10 protein-coding genes are annotated in these 15933 nt (G+C 67.8%); 5 read left to right on the forward strand and 5 right to left on the reverse strand.

Translation table 11 applies throughout. The features are described from left to right. Nucleotides 1-423: 423 nt before the first annotated feature. Together ATO3_RS21925 and ATO3_RS21930 are read left to right on the forward strand one after the other, a co-directional pair. Complete coding sequence (locus ATO3_RS21925; protein WP_143747326.1) at nt 424-969, forward strand: rhodanese-like domain-containing protein; 546 nt, start codon at nt 424-426, stop codon at nt 967-969. Then, a complete protein-coding gene (locus ATO3_RS21930) occupies nt 966-1793 on the forward strand; it encodes an alpha/beta hydrolase family esterase (protein WP_233152259.1) in 828 nt (275 codons plus the stop codon). Before ATO3_RS21925 ends, ATO3_RS21930 begins: the two co-directional genes overlap by 4 nt. A 66-nt stretch (nt 1794-1859) precedes the next feature. On the opposite strand, the gene mdoH is transcribed toward ATO3_RS21930, so the two are convergent. From mdoH to ATO3_RS21955, 5 genes are all read right to left on the reverse strand, one after another. Beyond that, nucleotides 1860-3728, reverse strand: a complete 1869-nt coding sequence (mdoH, locus tag ATO3_RS21935; RefSeq protein WP_088652054.1) for a glucans biosynthesis glucosyltransferase MdoH — start codon at nt 3726-3728, stop codon at nt 1860-1862. Nucleotides 3729-3740: 12 nt separating this feature from the next. Continuing rightward, a complete protein-coding gene (locus ATO3_RS21940; RefSeq protein ID WP_088652055.1) occupies nt 3741-5246 on the reverse strand; it encodes a glucan biosynthesis protein in 1506 nt (501 codons plus the stop codon). Then, nucleotides 5243-6433, reverse strand: coding sequence for an OpgC family protein (locus tag ATO3_RS21945; RefSeq protein WP_088652126.1), 1191 nt, complete (start codon nt 6431-6433; stop codon nt 5243-5245). The genes ATO3_RS21940 and ATO3_RS21945 overlap by 4 nt, the downstream gene beginning before the upstream one ends. Before the next feature lie 274 nt (nt 6434-6707). Next, a complete protein-coding gene (locus tag ATO3_RS21950) occupies nt 6708-8090 on the reverse strand; it encodes a tetratricopeptide repeat protein (RefSeq protein ID WP_088652056.1) in 1383 nt (460 codons plus the stop codon). A 270-nt stretch (nt 8091-8360) separates the two neighbouring features. Beyond that, on the reverse strand, nt 8361-9980 hold the full coding sequence (locus ATO3_RS21955; RefSeq protein ID WP_088652127.1) for a thiamine pyrophosphate-binding protein: 1620 nt from the start codon (nt 9978-9980) through the stop codon (nt 8361-8363). Between the two features lie 423 nt (nt 9981-10403). Between ATO3_RS21955 and ATO3_RS21960 the strand changes: the two genes are divergently transcribed. From ATO3_RS21960 to ATO3_RS21970, 3 genes are all read left to right on the forward strand, one after another. Continuing rightward, the gene (locus ATO3_RS21960; RefSeq protein WP_158218038.1) at nt 10404-11348 is read left to right on the forward strand and encodes an alpha/beta hydrolase; all 945 of its coding nucleotides are present in this window, start codon (nt 10404-10406) and stop codon (nt 11346-11348) included. 252 nt (nt 11349-11600) lie between these two features. Next, nucleotides 11601-12734 (forward strand): efflux RND transporter periplasmic adaptor subunit, encoded by a 1134-nt coding sequence (locus ATO3_RS21965; protein ID WP_233152260.1) that lies wholly within the window; start codon nt 11601-11603, stop codon nt 12732-12734. A gap of 6 nt (nt 12735-12740) precedes the next feature. Then, nucleotides 12741-15878 (forward strand): efflux RND transporter permease subunit, encoded by a 3138-nt coding sequence (locus ATO3_RS21970; protein ID WP_088652058.1) that lies wholly within the window; start codon nt 12741-12743, stop codon nt 15876-15878. The last annotated feature ends 55 nt before the right edge of the window (nt 15879-15933 follow it).

A 15933-nucleotide genomic window follows, 5' to 3' on the forward strand; every position in this document is an offset into this window, starting at 1 on the left:
CTCGGCCGCCCCGTCGTGCGCCTCAGCGCCGCCGGTGAAGGGGTATCTACGGATAGCACGGACGAGTCGCAAGAGCCTTTTTGCACTTTTTTCACCTGCCCTTGCGAAAACTTCCCTGGCCCCTCTCCGGCTCTTCTCGTGCCCCCGGGCCCGGCAGCGCGTATATTGGGGCGCCCTGCAGAAGACCCACCAAACGTTGATGAAACGCCTATCGTGGGCTGCCAGCCGCGCCGCACATCCTTTTTCCTGGCCGAGCCGACGCAAAATGTCCCGTAAAGCGCGGGACCGTGGCGCGTCCCCTGACGGATCACAAAGGAGGGTGTGTCGGGCCGAGCCACCCACCCGGGTGATCGGCGCCTCACCTGCGCCCTGTCCCATGGCGGCGCTTTGACAGGAACGTGTGTTCGGCGCGAAGGCCCGGGCATGGTAGATCTGAGCCCGTCGGCCCCCCGCAAGGGACACGACGTGAAGACGCCCGGAGGATCGGCGATGACGCAGGATTTCAGTCCCCCCGTCCGGCTGGCTCGGCGCGACCTGCTCGTTTTCGGCCTGGTCGGCGCCGCCGTCGGTCTTCTGTCCTATTCCGCCACGCGCCCCCTGTTGCCCGACCGGGCCGGCTCCCTGACAGCCACCGAGGCGTTCGAGCTTGCGCAGGCCGGCCAGATCACCCTGATCGACATCCGTCGTCCCGACGAATGGGCCGCGACCGGGATCGCCCCGGCGGCCCATCCGCTGGACATGCGCCGAGAGGATTTCGCCGACCGGCTGGCCGAGATCGCCGACCCCGGCCAGCCCGTTGCGCTGATCTGCGCGCGCGGCGTACGCTCGGCCCGAATGAGCCAAGAGCTCACGACGCGGGGGATTGGCGGGATCATCGACATACCCGAGGGGATGATCGGCTCTGCCGCGGGACCGGGCTGGATCGCGCGGGACCTGCCCGTCACACCATATGAAGGAGACCAGGGGTGAAACCAGGACAATTCCTCGCCGCATGGGCCGTGGGGCTGCTGCTGGCCGCCACGGCGCAGGCCGGCTGTGCCGAAGACGATGCGCCCTGCGGGATCGACGGCGGCGCCTACCATATCCGCCTGCCCGACGATCCGGCGGGCGCGCCGGTGGTGATCTTCCTGCATGGCTACGGCGGCCGGGGCGCGGCCACCATCGGCAATGCCCAGATGGTGGAGCCGCTTCTGTCGCGCGGCTACGCGGTGATGGCTCCGGAGGGGCTCAGGCGCGGCGGGGACGGGCCGCAAAGCTGGAACTTCCTGCAAAACGGTTCGGGACGGGACGAAACCGCGTTCCTCTCCGGCGTGGCGGCGGATGCCGCGCGGCGCTTCGGGGTGGATGACAGCAGGGTGATCCTGTCGGGCTTCTCCGCCGGCGGCTTCATGGTGAACTACCTGGCCTGCGCGGCGCCCGAGACCTTTGCCGCCTACGCCCCTGTCTCCGGCGGGTTCTGGCGCCCGCATCCGGCGAATTGCGCCGGGCCCGTGCGGCTGTTCCATACGCATGGGTGGACGGACACGACCGTGCCGCTCGAAGGGCGGATGCTGGGCGAGGGGGCCTGGCAGCAGGGCGATATCTTTGCCGGGCTCGAGATCTGGCGGCAAGCCAATGGCTGCATCGACGAAAAGCCGACGGGGTTCGCCACGACCGGCCAGTTCATGCGCCGGCGCTGGTCGGACTGCGCGCCGCAGAGCGCGCTGGAATTCGCGCTCTTCCCCGGCGGTCACGTGGTGCCCGAAGGCTGGGCCGACATGATGCTGGACTGGTTCGAAGAAGTCGCCGGCTGAGCGCTGCCGAAACGAAACCGGCCCGGGGGGATCCCGGGCCGGCGCAGGTCGTCAGGTGTTTCGCGATCACTCGGCCGCGGTCGCGGCCGCCGAACCGTCCAGAACCGATTTCAGCTCGGCCCGGTAGTGGCGTGCGGCGCGGGTGATCGCCGGTTCGACATATTCATCGCGCGTGGCCATCAGGGCACCGGGCTTGCGGAAGCAGAACCCGCTCAGCGCCGACAACGGCACGGCAATCGCCAGGCTTAGACCGATCGGCATCAGCCAGACCGACACGAAGCCCGTGAAGATCCCCAGCATCAGAACAAGGCCCACCACGGTTTCCAGCGCGTGGAACTGCACCAGGGTGGCCAGGCTGTATTGGCCGCCTTCACGCATCTGCGGCGACCAGCCCTTCTGCAGACCGAAGGCGGTGCGGAAGACGGCAATCATCTGCTGCACCATCAGCACTGGCGCATAGATCACCGACAGGCAGACCTCGGTCACGAAGGACAGGCCGAACCGCCCCACCCCGCCATAGGCGCTGAACCGGTCTCCACCCAGGCGCAGGGCGGCGATACCCATCAGCTTCGGCATCAGCAGCATGGCGTAGACCAGGATGATGACCAGAACATGCTGGCCGTCATTCACGTCCGGCCATGTCGGGAACAGCGGGTTCGAGGGCGAGAAATAGGTCAGCACCGAGCGGTCCTCGCCCATACCGATCACCGCCCACATCACCAGCAACGCGAACCAGATCGGCGACATCAGGTAGCCCATGGCGCCGTGGAACAGGTGGAACCGCGACATGGCCGACAGGCCCCGCGCGCCCAGCAGACGCAGGTGCTGCAGGTTGCCCTGGCACCAGCGCCGGTCGCGCTGGATGTGGTCGATCAGCGTCTGCGGCGTCTCTTCATAACTGCCCCGGATCCGCGGCAGGAAGCGCACGCTCCAGCCGGCGCGGCGCAGCAGGCCCGCCTCGACGAAATCGTGGCTCATGATCAGGCCGCCGCCGCGCAGGCCGCGCACCCGAGGCAGACCGGCCGAGGCCGCGAAGGCCCGGGTGCGGATGATCGCGTTGTGGCCCCAGTAATTGCCTTCCTCGCCGCACCAGCGGCCCATGCCTTCGGCCAGGGCGGCACCGTAGACACCGTTGGCGAATTGCTGCATCCGGGCAAAGACCGATTGCGCGCCGATCAGCTGCGGGAAGCTCTGGATCAGGCCGGCCGACGGGTCGCGGGCCAGCGCATCGGTCAGCTGGGCGATGGCGTCGCCGGACATCAGGCTGTCGGCATCCAGCGTCAGCATCGCATCCCAGTCCGCGCCCCAGTTCTGAACCCAGTCGCCGATGTTGCCGACCTTGCGGTCGGTGTTGGTCTCGCGACGGCGGTAATACAGCTCCAGCCCCGGCGACAGCGAGGCCCGGATCGTGGCCACGGCGGCCTGCTCCTGCATCGCGATCTCTTCGTCGCGCGTATCGGACAGGACAAAAAGCGCATAATGGTGCCCCCGTCCCTTCTCGCGCAGCTCTTCCAGCATCGACTTGGCGCTGCCCAGCACGTACCACGGCACCTCGTTGTAGACCGGCATCAGCAGCGCGACCTTCATCGGCTGCGCCTGGCCCTCGTCAACCGGCGCGCTCTTGCGGGTGAGAGAGACGAGACCCAGCGCAACGGTGCTGACCGTCAGGCAGATCCAGAAGAAGTTGAAGGCGATCAGGGCCAGCAGCACGATTTCCAGCCAGGTCAGCCCGTCGGCCACGAACCATCCGTGCATGATCCACATCAGGCCAAGCGTCGCCACGGTCGCGGGACTGAAGGCCAGCACGCGCCACAGCGCGACATCCTTCGGGTTCCGCAGGCCGGGGGCCTGGTCGTCACGGAAACGTGCCGCGAAATTCTGCGCGGGCATTGCAAGGGGCGCCTCGGGGGGCATCAGGCGAAGATTGTCAAACATCGGAAAAAGGCCTCACATGGTCCAGCGGTACAACCAGGCCTCGCTGGCGGCAGCACCGTCCTTGCGAAGCTGCGCGCGCAGCTCCACCATCGTTTGCTCGCCCGGCTCGAAGCCGAAGGCGAGTCGCGGTCCGCCGGTCTCGGGGTTGCGCTGTAGCACTCCCTCCGTTGTCCCGGCATGTGGGGAAGCGACATGGATGTCGATTCCGTCCAATCCGTCGTCGAAAATCGGGTGCGGGGCAAAGTCGATCGTGACCAGCTTGCCCGATTGCGCCCCGTCGCCCATCGCGGTGTCGATCACCTGCGGCAGACCCCCGGCCAGCGGGTTGTCCTGGCCCCAGGTCAGGCGATAGCCCAGCCTGACTTCCTGCCCTGCGGGCATCGGATCGGCCGGACGCCAATAGGCGACGATATTGTCATAGACCTCGCGGTCGGCGGGGATCTCCACCAGCGTGACGGCCCCGCGTCCCCAGTCTCCCTTGGGCTCCACCCAGAGACCGGGGCGCTTGTGATAAAGCGCCTCGAGGTCCTCGTAGTCCGAAAACTTGCGCGGCCGCTGCATCAGGCCGAAGCCCTCCGGGTTCTCGTCCACGAAGGACGAAATCTGCAGCTCGCGCGGGTTGTTCAGCGGGCGCCAGAGTGTCTCGCCCCCGCCGTTGCGGATCAGCAGCCCGTCGCTGTCATGCACGGCGGGGCGGAAATCGTGGTAGCGGGTGCGATCCTTCTCGTCGAAGAGAAACATCGAGGTCAGCGGTCCCAGCCCGACATGATTCAGCTCTTCGCGCGGGAAAAGCGTCATCTCCACTTCCATGACACAGGAGGTGCCCGGCGTGATCTCGAACCGGTAGGCGCCGGTCGCCGAGGGGCTGTCGAGCAGCGCGTGCACGATGATCTCGCGGTCGTCGGGGCCCGGGCTTTCCAGCCAGAACTCGATGAACTCTGGGAATTCCTCGCCCCGCGCGTCCGCGGTCTTCAGTGCCAGTCCCCGGGCCGACAGACCATAGACCTCGCCCGCGCCGATCGCCCGGAAATAGCTGGCGCCCTGGAAGACGCAGAACTCGGTCTTCTCGCCCGATCCGTCCAGCTCCGTTCGCAGGCGCAGGCCGGAATAGCCCAGCGTCTCGCCCTGGCTCAGCTGCGGCAGCTTGTCGGTCTGATCGAACCGCGCGGCGTCGAAGGCCACGGGGCGGGCCTGGCCATTCTCGACCACGTTGATCGTCACGGGCCGCGGAAAATACAGCCCCGGGTGCATCAGGTCGACCTCGTAGGACCGCTCTTCCCCGTACCACAGCGCCCTGTCGTGCCGGGGCCAGATCATGCGGTATTGCTCGTAATCGAGGTCCTGCCAGTCCTGAGGGACCGCCGCCCTCTGGCTGTACTTCTGCGCCGCCAGGTCACGGGCCCGCGCGATCACCAGCCCGTGATCGAACGTGGACGCCGCGCCGGACGCGCGCACGGGTCCGGCGGCCACGGCCGCCAGAAGGGTCGAGACACAAAACTGTCTTCGGCTGATCGTCATATACGCTTGCTCCGCCAGGGCTGGGTTTTGAACCAGGAGGCCGTGTAGGCTACGAGGACAAGCAGGAAGAACCCGAAGAGGTTCCCGGCCGTGACGACAATAAATGAACGCCCGAGCTGGTCGAAGGCGAACCCGATGAGCCTGGCCAGCGCCATGGAGCTCACGAAGACGGCAAGACTCTGCTGCCCGACCTTGGTGATGATCGTCAGCATGAAATGGCCGAAACGCCCGTTGTAAAGCGACGACAGGCGCCGTCCGCCCTCGCCCGCCCAGTACCACGCCACATAGGCCAGCGAGAGGAAGTGGATATAGCGCAAGAGCCCGAATTCAGTCTTGAATCTCAGCTCTTCCGTGATCGGCCAGGTGGCCCGGATCTGCGCGCCCAGGGCCGGCCAGGCATCATTCAGCCACAGGAAGACCTTCCACGACCCGAAAGGCGCGCCCAGCACCAGAAAGGCGGCCGCTGCCCAGGCCAGACCGGCGCTGCGCGGCGGTTTCGGCAACCATCCGCGCATGTAGCCGAATCCGGTGAAGAACAGCAGCTGCCAGCCGAAGGGATTGAAGAACCATTGCCGGTCTCCCCAGGGTTCCGCCGGCAGCGGCAGAAGCCCGAGGTTGGCCGCCGTCCAGAGCAACAGGCTGCCGGTGATCGCCGCCGCCACGCTGATCCGCACCAGCGCCATCATCAACGGCATCATCGCCAGGATCACAAGGTACATCGGCAGGATGTCGAAGTAGTTCGGCACGTAGGTCAGCGTGAAGATACCCACGATCTGGCGCGCGGGATCGTCGAAGAACCAGCCCAGGTTCAGCTCGTGCACGTAACTGCCCTCGAAAGAGCCGTAGGTGTCAAGCGCCGCCATGGTCATGGCGACGAAGAAGAACAGACAGATATGCGCCCAGTAGACCTGCCAGCAGCGGAAGGCGACGCGTGCGGTACCGATGGCCCAGCCCTTGCGCTCGAAACTGCCGCCGAAGGCGATGGCCGAAGCCATGCCCGAGCAGAAGACGAAGATCTCGGTCGCATCCGAGAACCCGAACCGCGCGGGGATCCAGCCTGCCCAGGGGTTGCCGGGGATATGGGCCACCAGGATGATGAACATCGCCAGCCCCCGCGCCACGTCGAGGCGCAGGTCCCGGGTCGTCGCGGCCGCGGCTGGCCCTGAGACGCCAATGGGCGTGGCCATGTCGGCGCCGCCCGTCGCCACTGGCGGGGCCATGGTCCCCGCGGATGCGCGGGCGCTGGCGTCCTCTGCCCTGGCGGGACAGGCTTTGCCGCTTATGCCCGAAGGGTCGGTCACGGCGCTGTCGGCCGCTCTGTGGACCGGCATCGCAGATGCGGATGCGGGGCCGGGTTCACTGTCCTGGCGCGCCGCGTCTGATGCGGCGGGCCGGCTGGCGGCACGGGCCGCGGTGGGCGACAGGCTGGGCATTTGCCTCCCCTATGATCGTCGTCTTTTGTTATTGTGCCGGAACCCTTTGCGCGCCGCCGAGGCCACTTGCAAGACCTCGGCCGGCGTGGATCAGATCCCGGCGGATTGCGGCGAATTGATCGTCCTTCCCGGCGCGCATTCGCCGACGCTCCTCCAGAATCCGTTCCGCCGCATCCAACCGCCCGGCCCGCAGGCCGGCGTCGATCGTGATGCGTTCAAAGACATCCCTCTGCGCGTGGCTGCCGCCCGCGCGCTGCATCGTCGCCCGGGCCGCCTCCAGGTCGGAAAAGGCGCGTGCGTAATCTCCCTCGCCGAAGGCCTGCAGGCCCCTGGCCGCCGCCAGCCCCGGATCGGCCATACGCTCCTGCGCCTCCGTGTCCTGTTTCTGTCCGTCCCTGGCTATACGCGCGATAAGCCGTTCTGTTCCCGCATGATCTCCGGTTGCGGTCAGCGCCAGCAGGTAGTGCAGATCGGCAAAGATCAGGCTGCCGTCATCGGTGCGCGTCGCGCACAGCCCGGCCAGCTCCTCCCAGCGGTCGCCGACGTCGATCCCGTCCAGTTCCAGCCGGGTCAGCAGCGAGGTCGCGTTCGAGATGTCGCGGTAATCGTCCGTGCGCTCCTTGCGCACCTCGGCATCATACAGGGCCAGCACCGTGTCGACCTGGCCAAGGTCCAGGTGCATCAGCGCCTTGTGCCACCAGACGTGGAACCGGAAGTTGTTGCAATGCGCCCAGGCCGCCTCGCGCCCCTCAAGCCAGTCGAGCCCCGCCTTCGCGTCGCAGGTCATGTCATGCACATGCGCCACCGCGTGCAGGCCCCAGGCGTCGTCGGGCGCCAGCCAAAGCGCCTGCCGCCCGGCGATCTCGGCCTTCTGGTACGCTCCGGTCTCTTCCAGCGCGAAGGCATGACAGCCCAGCAGGTATCCGCGCCCGGCATGATCCGGCGCATAGGCCGGCAGCACCCGCTCGATCGAGGCGCGCATGCCATGGTTGTCACCCAGCACGAAGCGGATCGCATGGCCAAGTTTCATCGCAAGGACATCGTCGGGATGATCGTCCAGCACCTGTTCCAGAGCCGTGACCGCCGCCGAGGGCCGCCCCTCGATCCAGCGGCCCAGCGCCTCCACGAAGCCCCGCTCGCGCGCCGTCACCTGCCCGTCGCGCACCGCCCTATCCGCCGCGCGATGGGCTTCGGCCGCCACCTCCAGCATCTCGCGCCGGCCCAGCAGCAGCATGAACAGCCCCTTTGCCGCCTGACCCAGGGCAAAGCCCGGCTCCGCCTCCAGCACACGGGCAAGCCAGCTGGGCGTTTGCGTCCCATGGGCCAGGAAGGCCCGCTGAGCGGCGTTCCAGTCCTCCAGCACGGCAGGGCTGTCGAGGCTCGTGGGCTGGCCGAAGAGATCGTGTCGCATGGCGTGTCCTGTCATCGGATGAACATCTCTGATCCAGAGGTATCAACCGTTCGCCCCATGCGGGTATGTGTTTCAGACGTTTTGACGCATTGGTGACCTTGGCATACCAGCGCGTGAGCGGTTGAAACATTCACAGCCCGAAATGCGGGCGAAATCATGTCTCGCGCTGCATCGGACGCCAACAGTCCAGCACTGGTGGAGGACCGGGCGCCGGGTCAGTCTGCCCGCGCGTCGCTCGGTCCGCCGCCCGGCCTCAGAGGCGGGTCGGCACTAGATCCGCCCGTCATAGGCCTCGCGCCCGATCGTCGCTGCGATGACCGTAAAGCTTTCCGCCACCATCGCGGCCTCCAGCGCCGCCCGCAGCTCCGCCCGCGACGTCACCGTGACGCCCTCGCCGCCAAAGGCCCGCCCCATCGCCACGAAATCGTGCTGCGCGAAATCCACGCCCCGGTTCGGCATCTGCCGCTGCCGCTGCTTTAGCTCGATCAGCGCCAAGGAGGCATCGACGAACACCACGAAGATCGGCCGCACACCCAGTTCCTTCGCCGTCGCCAGTTCCCCGGCGACCATCAGGAACCCGGCATCACCGGAAAAGCTCACCACCGGACGCTCGGGTTCGGCCAGCGCCATGCCGATCGCCAGCGGCACCGCGCAGCCCATGGTGCACAGCCCGGAGGACTGGACCAGCCCCTTGGGTTCGTCACAGCGCCACATCTGCGACAGCAGGATCCGGTGCGCCCCGCTGTCGGCGCTGGCAAGCGTCTCTGCCGGCAGCACCGCGCGCGCCTCGGCGATCACCCCGGCGGGTCCCCAGGGCTCTGTCGCCGGAAAGGCGGCGGACAGGGTGGCGCGGGTCGCCTCGGGCTGGCCCCCGGGCCAGCGCGGGCGGGCCGGGACCCCCTGCGCCAGCGCCTCCAGCGCGGCGCCGGTATCGGCCACGATCTCCAGCGTCGCGTAATGCATGTCATGGGTGTTGGGTTCGGCCACGATGTCGATCACACGCTGCCGGTCGGCCTCCCAGGCATGGCGCCATCCGGTGCGCATCTCGATCGGGTCATATCCGATCCCCAGCACCAGGTCCGCCTCCCGCACCAGCGGCAGAAGGTGGCAATCGGCCAGAGGAGACAGCCCCGCCGCGCCCAGGCACAAGGGATGATCCTCCGGCAGCACGCCCTTGGCCTTGTAGGTGGTCACGAAGGGGATCCCGAAATGTTCCAGAAAGGCCCGCAGGATCTGCCCCGACCCGTCGCGCAGCACGTCCAGCCCGACAACTGCCAGCGGCCGCTCCGCCTCCCCCAGCCAGGCCTGCGCCCGGGCCAGATCGGCGCCATGGGGCGCCACGGCCGCGACACGCCCCCGCCCAGGGGCGGGGAGCACCGCCCCCGGCGCCTCGGCCACGGAAATCGGCACGTCGATATGCACCGGCCCCTGCCGCGGGCTCATGGCGATCGCCACCGCCTTGTCGGCCAGCACGCCCGCGCCCTCGGCGCTCATCCTAAACGTCGCCTTGGTAATGGGGCGCATCACCGCCTGATGATCCAGCACCTGGTGGGTGTAGCTCAGCGCTTCGGCCTCATCGACACAGCCCGACAGGACGATCAGAGGCACCCGGTCCTGCTGCGCATTGGCCACCACGTTGATCCCGTTCAGCAATCCGGGCCCCAGCGTCCCCACAAGGATCGCCGGCGCCCCGTCACGGTGATGCACCCCCTCGGCCATGAACCCGGCCGCGTTCTCGTGTTTGCACAGCACGAACCGGATCCCCGCGCGTTCCAGCGCATCCACCAGCGTCAGCACCTCGCCGCCGGGCATCCCGAAGGCATGGCGGCAGCCGGCATCGTACAATCTGCGCGCAAGGATGTCGGCGGCGCGCCGGGGCTGATCGGTCATGTCGGTCTCCGCAACAAGGGTCGGTCGGAGCTTGCCCAGCTTCCCCGCCCGCGCAAGGGGCGTCACACAGCTGTGACCATTTCGCCGCCGCCGTGCCGATCCCCTCGAACCGCGCCTCCAGCTCCGCCGCCAGAGCCTCCAGCCAGGCACCGCGCCCCTCCTCCGCGCGCCAAGGTGCCAAAAGACCGCCCGCGCCGCCTGCCCGCATCACCGCCAGGCTCTGCCCGCATGGCAACACGCCGCATCCCGCGCCCGCCCAGCGCCCCGACGACGTGACCGGACGCGTCCTCCGCACACGCGATCTTGAGCGACACTTTGCGCATGCAGCATAAATTCCCCGCGACTTTCTGCAGCGCAGCATTATCTGTCAGAGACGCTATTCTAACAGCGTTTCCTGTCGAATCATCACGGAGGTCCCATGTGATGGAAGGCACTACTTACGACTGGTCCGACGCAACCGTGTTCGATGCCGAACCCGGCTGGTCCATGGCCCCCGAAGAGCCCACCGGCGGCCCGCCGCGCGACTTCGACATTCTCTTCGTCCATGGCATGGCCTCGGGCGGCTGGATCTGGAAACCCGATTTCCTCGCCCGCTTCACGGGACAGGGCTACCGCGTCTGGACCCTGACCCTGCCGGGGCGTCTGTCCGGGCCGACCATGCGCACGGATCCGACGGCCCTGCCCCGTGCCGCCTGCGCGGCCTTCCGGGCCGGCAGCCCGACCGAGGCGGTCTCGATCCTGACCTCGGTCATGCCCGGCGCCGGGGTGATCGACGGACCGTCGCTGGACGATTTCGCCGATGCGCTGAACGCGGCGCTGGCGGCGATCGGACGGCCGGTGGTCACCGTGGGTCATTCGCTGGGCGGCGCGGTGGCCCAGAACAACGCCCGGCGCAACGGCTGGCCGCACGGGATCGCGCTGATCTGCTCGGCCCCGCCCTACGGCATGTGGCGCGCCTCGGCGCAGATGGCGGTAACCAACCCGCCGCTGTGGAAGGCGCTGATGGAATACAGCCTTTTCGGCCTGGCCCATAGCGATCACCACGTGATGCGCCACAATCTCTTTCCCAACGGGGTCGGCGACCAAGATTACCTTACGTTCGTCAACCAATTGCGCGACGAATCCCTGACGGCCACCGCCGGCGCGAGCGGCCTGCCCCCCTTCGCCCCGATGCCCGGCCCGCGCCAGAACATCATGATCCTCGGCGCGGGTCGCGACCGGCTTGTGCCGGCGCTCGATATCTGGCTGACCGCCGCCTGGTATGGCCGTCAGCCGGTCATCCTTCCCAAGGCCGGGCACATGCCGATGCTGGAGGCCGGGCGCGAGGCGCTGGCCGAAGAACTGCTCGGCTGGATGGAGGGCCTCTGACCGGGGTGCATTCGCGCCGGTCACGGCGCACGACTGGATCTCCGACAGGGACCTTATGGCCGGCATGCCGGGGCCGGGCGCCCCCCCCGGCCGCGGCGCCCGGCCCCCTTCAGCCCTCCGCGACATTTTTGGCGGCAGGCCAGACTTTTCCGCGCGCGCGCGCCCCACGGGGTTTGACAGGCAGGGATCCAGGCCGAACACTCCCCCTGATCCCGGCTGACCGAAGTCCGCCTCCAGCCCAAGGAAAGCGCCATGCCTGTCCCGTATCCGATCCGCCCGGCTATTCTGGCCCTGGGCCTGTTCTCGTTTTCGCTTATGCCGCAGGCGCTCGGGGCCCAGGAAACGCCCCGCGTCACCGTGGCCGCCGCGCGGATGATCGACGTGACCCAGTCGGTCACCTTCATCGGCACCGGCGAGGCGATCGACGCCATCGACCTGGTCGCCCGGGTCAGCGGCTTCATCCAGGAGGTCGCGCAGGACAACGGCGCCGAAGTGGCCGACGGCGACCTGCTCTTCCGCATCGAACCCGACGCCTACGAGGCCGCCCTCGCCGCCCGCAAGGCGGACCTGGCGCAGGCCGAGGCCAACCTCGAACTCGCTCGGATCGATTACGAACGAAAATCCACGCTGCTCGAACGCGGCTCCGGCTCCGAGGCCGAGCGCGACATTTCGCTGGCCAACCAGCGCGTCGCCGAGGCCTCGGTCTCCGCCGCCAGGGCCGCGATCCGGCAGGCCGAGCTCGACCTCTCCTATACCGAGGTTCACGCGCCCTTTTCCGGCCGGCTGGGCCGCATCGAGGTCAGCGAGGGAGAGCTGGTCACCCCCTCCTCCGGGCCTCTGGTCTCGCTGGTGCAGCTTGACCCGATCTTCGTGACCTTCTCGATCACCGAACGCCAGTTCATCGCGCTTCTGCAGGCGCTGGATCTCACCGGCCCTGAACTCACGCAATCCGACACCAAGCCGGCCGTCAACGTGATCCTGCCCACCGGAGAGGCGCTGGACTCGCCCGGCGAGCTGGTCTTCGTCGACAACCGCGTCGATCCCCGCACAGGCTCCATCGCGATCCGCGCGCGCTTTGACAACAGCCGGCAGCTGATCTCGGATGGCGGTTTCGTCACCCTGCGCATCGCCGCCCCGATCCCCAGCGAAGAGCTGGCCATCCCCCAGGCCGCCATCCAGCGCGACCAGCGCGGCGATTTCGTCCTGGTCGTGGGCGCCGACGGCAATGTCAGCCAGCGCTACGTCACCCTTGGCCCGCAGGTCGAGACCGACGTGGTCGTCGAGGACGGGCTGCGCGAGGCCGAGACCGTGATCACCGAGGGGCTGCAAAAGGTCCGCGTGGGCGTCACGGTCGAACCGGTCCTCGCCGGCGACGGGTCGGAGTAAGCGGCCATGTTCTCCTCGACCTTCATATCGCGGCCGAAGATGGCCATGGTGATCTCTCTCGTGCTGACGATCCTGGGCATCGTCGGATACACCGTCCTTCCGGTCGAACAATTCCCCGACATCACCCCGCCCGTCGTGCGGGTGACGGCCAATTACACCGGCGCCAATTCCCAGACCGTGGAAAACACCGTCGCCGCCCCGATCGAGGCGCAGGTCAACGGGGTGGACGACATGATCTACATGTCGTCGGACAGCTCCGACACCGGGTCCTATTCTCTCAACGTCACCTTCGGCGTCGGCACCGACCCCGACATCGCCGCCGTCAACGTGCAGAACCGCGTGGCCCGCGCCATGGCCACCCTGCCGACCGAGGTCACCGCCACCGGCGTGACCACCCAGAAGGCCGCCACCAACATGCTGATGCTGCTGGTGCTCTATTCACCGAACGGCACCTATGACGAGGTCTTCCTGTCGAACTACGCCTCGATCAACATCAAGGACGCGCTCAGCCGGGTGCCCGGTGTCGGCCAGGCCGAGGTACTGACCAATTTCGAATATGCCATGCGGATGTGGATGGATCCCGACCGGATGGCGGGGCTTGGCATCACGCCGGGCGACCTGATCGCCGCGATTCGTGACCAGAACCTCGAAGTGTCGGCCGGCCAGATCGGCGCGCCCCCGGTGCCCGGCGACCAGCAGTTCCAGTACACGATCACCTCGCGCGGGCGACTGAGTTCGGTCACCGAGTTCGAGAATATCGTCGTGCGCACCGGCGACGCCGGCGCCATCGTGCGCCTGTCCGACGTGGCGCGGGTCGAGCTTGGCGCGAATTACTACAATGCCTCGGGCACCTTCGACAGCCAGCCCTCCACCGTGCTCGCCGTCTACCAGGCGCCGGGCGAGAACGCGCTGGCGGTCTCCGACGGCGTGCTGGCCGAGGTCGAACGCCTCTCGTCGCTCTTCCCCGACGACCTCGAATACCAGGTGCCCTACAATTCCACCGATTTCGTGCAGCAATCGCTCAACGACGTGGTGGTGACGCTGATCATGACCTTCGTGCTGGTGATCGCCGTGGTCTTCGTCTTCCTCGGCTCGGTCCGCGCGACGGTGATCCCGGCCGTGGCGATCCCGGTGTCGCTGATCGGCACCTTCGCCTTCCTGCTGGCCTTCGGCATGACGCTGAACACCGTGTCGCTCTTTGCCCTGGTGCTGGCCATCGGCATCGTGGTCGACGACGCCATCGTCGTGGTCGAAAACGTCGAGAGGATCATCGCCGAAGAGGGCCTGTCCCCGGCCGAGGCCGCGCGCAAGGCCATGGGCCAGATCACCGGACCGGTCATCGCCACCACGCTGGTTCTGCTGGCGGTCTTCCTGCCGGTCACGCTGATGCCCGGGATCACCGGGCGGCTCTATTCGCAATTCGCGGTGACGATCTCGGTCGCCGTGGTGATCTCGTCGATCAACGCGCTGACCCTTTCGCCCGCGCTCTGCGGGATGATCCTCAAGGCGCGCTCCGGCCCACCGGGCGGGCTGCTGGCGATGTTCGAGAAGGGCATCGACAAGACCCGGATCGGCTATACCGGCATCGTCCGGCGGCTGGTGCGGATCCCGCTGATCGGGCTGGTGATCGTCGTGGTCATGGTGGTCTCGGCCGGCGGGCTGCTGCGGTCCCTGCCCGCGGGTTTCATCCCGACCGAGGACAACGGCGCGCTCTTCGTCGACCTGCAGCTGCCCGATGCCGCGGCCCTCGGCCGGACCGAGGCGGTGAGCGAGCGGGTGAACCAGCAGATCCTCGCGCTTGACGGGGTGCAGAACACGATCCTGATCAACGGCTTCAGCATGCTCAACGGCACGTCGTCCAACGTCGGGCTGATCGTCGTGAACCTCGCCCCCTGGGACGACCGCACGGATCCCGGCCTGTCGGCGACCGCGATCCTGCAGCGCATCCTGGGCATCGGCGCGCAGGAAGCGGCCGCCAGCGTCATCGCCTTCAACCCGCCGCCTATCGCCGGGCTTGGCATGTCGGCCGGGGTCGAGATGAAGGTCCAGCAGGCCGGCGGCGGCTCGGTCCAGGATCTGTCGGCGGCGCTCGGCAGCCTGGTCTACGCCGCCAACCAGCGGCCCGAGATCGCCCAGGCCTACACCACCTTCCGGGCCAACGTGCCGAAGATCTTCGTCGATCTCGACCGCGAGAAGGCGAAATCGCTGGGCGTCAATGTCGCGGAGGTGTTCCAGACCCTGCAGGCCCAGATGGGCAGCTACTACGTGAACGACTTCAACCTTTTCGGGCGAGTCTACCGGGTGATGCTGCAGGCCGACGGATCGTTCCGCGACACGGTCGACGACATCTCGCGCCTCTACGTGCGCTCCCAGACCGGGGAGATGGTGCCCATGGGCGCGCTGGTCACCGACCGGACCGAGCTCGGCGCGGTGGTGATCAACCGCTACAACATGTTCCGCTCGGCCACGGTGACGGCGGTGCCGGCGCCGGGCTATGCCACCGGCGACGCGATCCGCGTGCTGGAGGAGGAGGCGGCCAGTGCCTTGCCCCCGGGCTATGCCTATGAATGGACCGGCACGGCCCAGCAGCAGCAGTCGGCCGGCGGGCTGGTGGCGCTGATCCTCGTGATGGCGGTGATCTTCGGCTACCTCTTCCTCGTGGCGCAATACGAAAGCTGGACCATGCCGCTGGGCATCCTGATGTCGGTGACCGTGGCGCTGTTCGGGGCCCTGGGCGCCGTGGCGGTGACCGGGGGCGACGTCAACCTCTACACCCAGATCGGGATGCTGATGCTGATCGGCCTCGCCTCGAAGAACGCGATCCTGATCGTCGAATTCGCGATGGAGCGCCGCGCCGCCGGGCTGACGATCCGCGAGGCCGCGATCGAGGCCGCAAGTCAGAGGTTCCGGGCGGTGATGATGACCGCGCTGTCCTTCCTGCTGGGCGTGGTGCCGCTGGTGGTCGCCAGCGGCGCGGGTGCTGCCAGCCAGAGCGCGATCGGCATCGCCGTCTTCGGCGGCATGCTGGCGGCGACGGTGATCGGCGTGATCGTGGTGCCCGTGCTTTACGTGATGCTGCAGATCCTGCGCGAATGGCTCAAGGGGTCCGGATCCCGCCCCGCTGCCGCGCAGCCCGACGGCTGATCCGCCCGTTGTCGCGGCCACCGGCCCAAGAAAATTCGGCGAATTTTCTTGGGCC

It is taken from the genome of Marinibacterium profundimaris (genome assembly GCF_002210095.1).
GTDB classification, from domain to species: domain Bacteria; phylum Pseudomonadota; class Alphaproteobacteria; order Rhodobacterales; family Rhodobacteraceae; genus Marinibacterium; species Marinibacterium profundimaris.